A 5,083-nucleotide genomic window follows, 5' to 3' on the forward strand; every position below is an offset into this window, starting at 1 on the left:
AATACAAAAAAATATAAAATAACAAAAGATTAAAAATAACCTAAAAATAAATTAAAAATATAAGCCTCATTTAAGCTAAAATTTGATTTTCTTTCCCTTTTTAATTCTCGCTGCTGTCATTGACGGCAGCTCCTATATTGAGGGACGTTGCGGGGTATCCCCGCTTAAACTCCTAGAAGCCGAGACCCTAGGCTCGGCTTCGGCGTGACAGCACCTTAGTTCAGTCCGCCAATGGTAAAAGCGGAATTTTGTAAAAATTCTACTTATCCCAGATCCGGACAAACCCCCAAGATTAGGGATTAAAATGCAATTTTTAAAATCTTATTCAAACCTTAAACTTCAAAAGGCAGGCTAAATTTCTTGCCGCTCCGACTATGCCACTGATCTTAAATCCGGGCAACTTAAAATTTGGCCAATCGGACAATAGAAAGCTACCGTTTTACTTAACCCGGCACCGGGATATTAAAGCGAGATTTCGTAAAATTTTAACTTGCCACAATCTCTATCAAACTCCCAAGAAAAGGGGATAAAATACAATTTTAAAAAGCTTATCCAAACCTTAAACTTCAAAAAGCGAATTAAAATTTAGCTGCACGGATTGAGTGGCATTTTATAAATCATATAGTTCTAGAATACTCCCTGCCGATTTTTCTTTCAACAAGATCAAGCCGTTTAAGGCATTCTCTGATTCCTGGCAAACGTTGTACCTTTGGAGCTATCTCTTTAAATTTAGAAAGATTAAACCCTAAAAGCTCTTTTACTCTGTCATTCTTTGCGCAAGGCTCTAAAAAATCATATTTCTTTGATAAATACTCTACTTTCTTGCCAAGCTCACTCAATGGCTTTAAAATGCTTTCTTTACTGATATTGCGCGCTGCTAGCCCTAATGCCTTGCCGACTACTAAATCATCGTTAAAATCCTTTAATATCGGCATTTCCCTACTAGCATCGGGCACCATCTGTTCCACGATCCTGCCAAACTCTTTGCCGCGATCGTCGTTATCGAATGCTAATGTAAACTTTGCATTCGGGGCAAGCTTGCGAAGCGCTTTAATTGCATCTTTTTGTGATGCCGATATTTGTCCGTTAGTCGAGCATAGCAGCGTCTCTTGTAAATTTACCCCTTTCATTTCGCAAAACGATAGCGTGTCGATCATGCTCTCACTGATTATGATATTTTTAAATTCTTTCGGGCTTTTATGCGCGTTGTCGGCCTTTAAAATTTCCAGCCCCTTATTCCCGTTACAAAGCTGCTTGATGGGCTTATCGTATGGCTTTCCTTGCGGATCGTGCGTTAAGGGCTTTGAGAGATAGCTTATCGTTCCGCTTTGCTTTAAAAACTCTTTTGTGCCGGCATTCGTTTGTGCTGATGCCAGCGTATATGTCGGTACGACTGCGTTTTGGTATTTGCCGTCCTGTTTTAAGCTGCTAAATTGCGCTAAGAGTTCGGCGCTTAATTTTCTTTTGAGGACTAAAAATGAATTTTTGCCCGTCTTATCTAATTTTTTAAATTTTTCTATTATTTCATTATCGATTTTTTTAGTAGTTGATTTCGGTATAGTATTGTTTTGTAATTCTTTTATATCTTTTATTTTTTCTTCGTCTATTAAATCTTTTACTTCCACTCCGCGATTTTTGGCGAAGTTGTAAATATTGCCCCGATCGGCGCTATCGTTTGGATTAAAATATAAGTAATGGCCGTTTGATTGGCGCGATATGACTATCGTATCGCCGTAGTCGTTCGTAAGCGTTTTGTAGTTCCGGCTACTTTTGTCTCTTTTTTCAAAGTAGCCGTTATTCTTTAAAATTTCATCAAGCGCGAGCTCGACTAGATTTTCTTTCATCTTGGACACAGATCCAAAAATGCTTTTCTTTTTTGAGCCTGCTTATGCGCCTTTTTAGCCGTAATCGAATAGTACTTTTTAAGGCTTGTGGCGCACTCCGGCGGGCGCGTAGCGCTTGCGAGGCATAGCACCGCTTCGCATGCCAGTTTCTTATCACCAGTAAATACGTCGCCGAGCTCTTTTGGAGCAGACGTCTTTGTTGCCGTATCCTTTGCGCTTATCTCTTTCGCGATCGCGCCGCTTGCCGCAAAAATTGCGCCTACGATTAAACTAAAAACTAGTTTTTTCATTCTTTCCCCTTTATTTAAAATATACGAATTTTGGTAGTCCTAGCTCGTCCTTCGGGAGCTGCTTGGTTTCTGGCTCAAATATGGCGTCGTTGCGCTTGTATTCTACGACCGACTGATTAAAGCTCTCTTCGGTTAAATTTTTATTGCTGCTGCTTTCGTTTAGCTGTCTACTCGTTGCTATCGTACTGGTATAGTTGATATTCAGCTCGTATTGGTGCTGCAAATTTTCGAGAATTTTAAGCAGTATCGAGTTTGTAAGGGCTTGAGCTTGCTTTTGGTTGTTTGGCTTGCTTAGTTGCTTTGAAAGCTGCTTTAAATCGTCGTTCATTTTTGCCTTTGAGTAAGGATTGGTCTTGTCATCGCTATGAAACGTATCTTCAAAAGCTAGCAGGGCGTTTGTTTTCTCGATATTATCTCTTTCTTGCAGGAACTTCTCGGCATTCTTTATATTGTTGATTTGCGCTTGGTAGTTTGCTCTTTGGATAGGATCGACGGTTTTATTCATCTGCTCGGTTAGTTCGTCTATACTTTTGCTTAAATTTGCGCCATCTCGCAATGCGTAAGTGCAGCGATTAACCTTGCTCTTGATTGAGCTTTTGGTTTTTCCTAGCGTCATTCCGAAAAATTGGCTATTATTTTCCAAAAACGAGCACGCGCTTTGCACTCTCGCTATATCGCCCATGACGTCGCTTGGAATATTTTTAACATTGTCGTAGATACTTTGCATCTGACTGATCATATTCTGCGCGTCGCCTAGTATATCGTGAATACTATTCATATCTACGCCGAGCTCTTCCATCTGCTTTTCAAAATTTAGCGTGTCTTTAGTCATTTGCTCGTATTGCTTGATTTGCTCAGCATAGTCTTTCAGCGTCTGCGTATAGCCCATTACAGCTTGCGCTATTGCGGCTATGTCTACGACTGGAACACCTCCTGCATTTGCGCTGCTAAAAAATAGCGCCGTTGCCGCACCGATAGATATTAATGTTTTCTTCATATCTCTCTTCCTTTCTGCTCGGTATTTTCTTTTTTAGTTTCCTTTTCAGCCCATTTTTCGATGGTTTGTTCTAGCATTTTGGTGGCATTTGGGTAGCTGCACCTAAATCTATCCGCATCTATCGGTTTACCTGCTTCGTCTCCGCATCTTCTTTTTACGTCGATTTGCCCCTCTTGCAGCTCTGCGTAAAGCGGCGTTAATTTATCTATACCCTTGTCCTTGTTATCCTTGATTTTTTCGTATAGCCTTGCTTCGTTATTCATGAGCTCTAGCTCATTTTGTAGTTGTCTGAAAAGGACCGGGTTTTCCTTTTCAAATTTGGTTTGAAATTTTTCATCATCCTTGTGCGGGATCATCACTTTTTTGTTGTTATCCTCGTTTATTTCCCACTTCCCCCTCTTGTCTTGTTTATCTTCGAGTCCTTGTATCTCTTTGGCCGCGTCTAAGTATTTCTTTGCCTTTTGCTTGTCGTGTTCATATGCGAGAGCTAAGCTAAAATTTAAGTCTATAAAGCTCTTTCTTAGGCTTAAAAAGTCGTTTTCGCTTTTGACATAATTTTCCAAGTCACCCTCAATCACGTTTCTTCTTTGTTTTGGCGTTATATTGCTCATTATAGGCTCCTGCCTCTGTCATTTTCGTTTTCTTGCCCTTTGGCCTTGTTTAAAATTTTGTCTTTGACCTGCACTAGCGTATCGTTTACCTTTTGATAAAATTTAGGGTAGTTATCTTTAAAATTTGGCGTTTCTTTTTCGATGTCGCCCATCATCTTTTTTAGCTTTTCGTATCCTTTGACATCAAGCCCTTTTTTGGTTTCTTTTTCGTAGGTCGTTTGTAATTTAGCGTAATTAGCCCGCTCGTTCTCCATCTCTTTAAAACCGCCTTTGACTTTTTTGCGTTGCGTATAGACCTCTTTTACCAAATCGCTGACAGCCTCTTTAAATTTAGGACTGTCAAAGGCTAGATCAAGCTTTTCTTGGCGCTGGCGATCTTTGGCGATGCTTTCTTCTTTGCCCTGTTTTAACATCATCTCAAGGCTTCTATCCATTTCCTGCAGTGCGGTTATAATGCCGTTTATTCCGTCGCTATTCATGAGATTGTCGATTGATTTTTGAAAATTTGCTTCAAGCTTTGATTGCTGATCCTTGAGATCCTCAAGCTCCTTTTCGTGCTGCATCTCTAGCTCGTCGGCTCGTTTGTTCCAATCCTCTTGCTCGGCGCTGCTTTCTCTACCTGGCTGAGGCTCGTTTTGTTGCGGGCTCTGCTCTTTTTCTTCCCCTTTTTCCTTTTTGGCGATCTGTTCCTCTTTTGCCTTGATTTGCTCTTCTATTTTTTCTTTCTCTTTTAAAATTTGTAGACTCTCCTTCAAGGACTCATTTTTTTCTACGCCGTCTAATCTATCTTTTACGAACTCTCTTTTTGCTTTCGGGCTTTTAAATTCGTCTAACTCCTGCTGCTTTTCTTTAACTCTCACATCTAGCAGCTCTTTCTCGCCCAGTATTTCTACGGCTTGCTGCGCGTCTTTGCTTAAATTTATATCTTGCACTTGCCGTTCTTTATTCCCTTTTTCTTGAATGCTCGAAGCCGTAAGGGTTTGTTCGTCTTCGCTTAAATATGCCCATTCGGCCATTTGCTCTTGCGTCAGCTCTTCTGCCACCCTAAATCCTTTTGATAGATTATTTTTCAGTAGTTTATCATTCATTAAATTTAAAAAACTTTTAAAAAGTGATATATAAAAAATCAAAAAAATTATAAAATTTGAAAACGCTCACAAATACCTTTTAAGTGCTCTACAATCAAAAATAAGCTTTTCCCCTATCTTTTTCTTATTTTTTTATCTATGGGGCTTTAATAGCCTTTAAAATTGTTTTAAATGCTTAACTGATTTAAAATCTAAAAATTTAGCTTCTAATTTAAAATTTTCTCATCGTATTAAGTAATAAATTTTTAAAATT

Annotated in this window: 5 protein-coding genes; all 5 read right to left on the reverse strand. The window is 39.3% G+C overall.

The window, feature by feature from the left end:
- Nucleotides 1–617: 617 nt before the first annotated feature.
- Genes Q0340_RS07790 through Q0340_RS07810 form a run of 5 tightly spaced genes read right to left on the reverse strand, consistent with a single transcriptional unit; the run spans nt 618 to nt 4,785 of the window.
- On the reverse strand, nt 618–1,844 hold the full coding sequence (locus tag Q0340_RS07790) for a toprim domain-containing protein (RefSeq protein WP_298082843.1): 1,227 nt from the start codon (nt 1,842–1,844) through the stop codon (nt 618–620).
- Entirely contained in the window at nt 1,841–2,134 is a 294-nt protein-coding gene (locus tag Q0340_RS07795) for a TrbM/KikA/MpfK family conjugal transfer protein (protein WP_297997412.1), read from the reverse strand. The genes Q0340_RS07790 and Q0340_RS07795 overlap by 4 nt, the downstream gene beginning before the upstream one ends.
- A gap of 10 nt (nt 2,135–2,144) precedes the next feature.
- Nucleotides 2,145–3,131 (reverse strand): type IV secretion system protein, encoded by a 987-nt coding sequence (locus Q0340_RS07800; RefSeq protein ID WP_297997414.1) that lies wholly within the window; start codon nt 3,129–3,131, stop codon nt 2,145–2,147.
- Nucleotides 3,128–3,742, reverse strand: a complete 615-nt coding sequence (locus tag Q0340_RS07805) for a hypothetical protein (protein ID WP_297997415.1) — start codon at nt 3,740–3,742, stop codon at nt 3,128–3,130. The genes Q0340_RS07800 and Q0340_RS07805 overlap by 4 nt, the downstream gene beginning before the upstream one ends.
- On the reverse strand, nt 3,742–4,785 hold the full coding sequence (locus Q0340_RS07810) for a hypothetical protein (protein ID WP_297997417.1): 1,044 nt from the start codon (nt 4,783–4,785) through the stop codon (nt 3,742–3,744). The genes Q0340_RS07805 and Q0340_RS07810 overlap by 1 nt, the downstream gene beginning before the upstream one ends.
- Between the last annotated feature and the right edge of the window lie 298 nt (nt 4,786–5,083).

Origin of the sequence: uncultured Campylobacter sp. (assembly GCF_938045595.1) — a bacterium.
GTDB lineage: Bacteria > Campylobacterota > Campylobacteria > Campylobacterales > Campylobacteraceae > Campylobacter_B.

What these genes read in the sequence shown, in the direction of transcription:
- Q0340_RS07790 (WP_298082843.1), bottom strand. Translation starts at nt 1,844, where the DNA reads ATGAAAGAAAATCTAGTCGAGCTCGCGCTTGATGAAATTTTAAAGAAT.
- Q0340_RS07795 (WP_297997412.1), bottom strand. Translation starts at nt 2,134, where the DNA reads ATGAAAAAACTAGTTTTTAGTTTAATCGTAGGCGCAATTTTTGCGGCA.
- Q0340_RS07800 (WP_297997414.1), bottom strand. Translation starts at nt 3,131, where the DNA reads ATGAAGAAAACATTAATATCTATCGGTGCGGCAACGGCGCTATTTTTT.
- Q0340_RS07805 (WP_297997415.1), bottom strand. Translation starts at nt 3,742, where the DNA reads ATGAGCAATATAACGCCAAAACAAAGAAGAAACGTGATTGAGGGTGAC.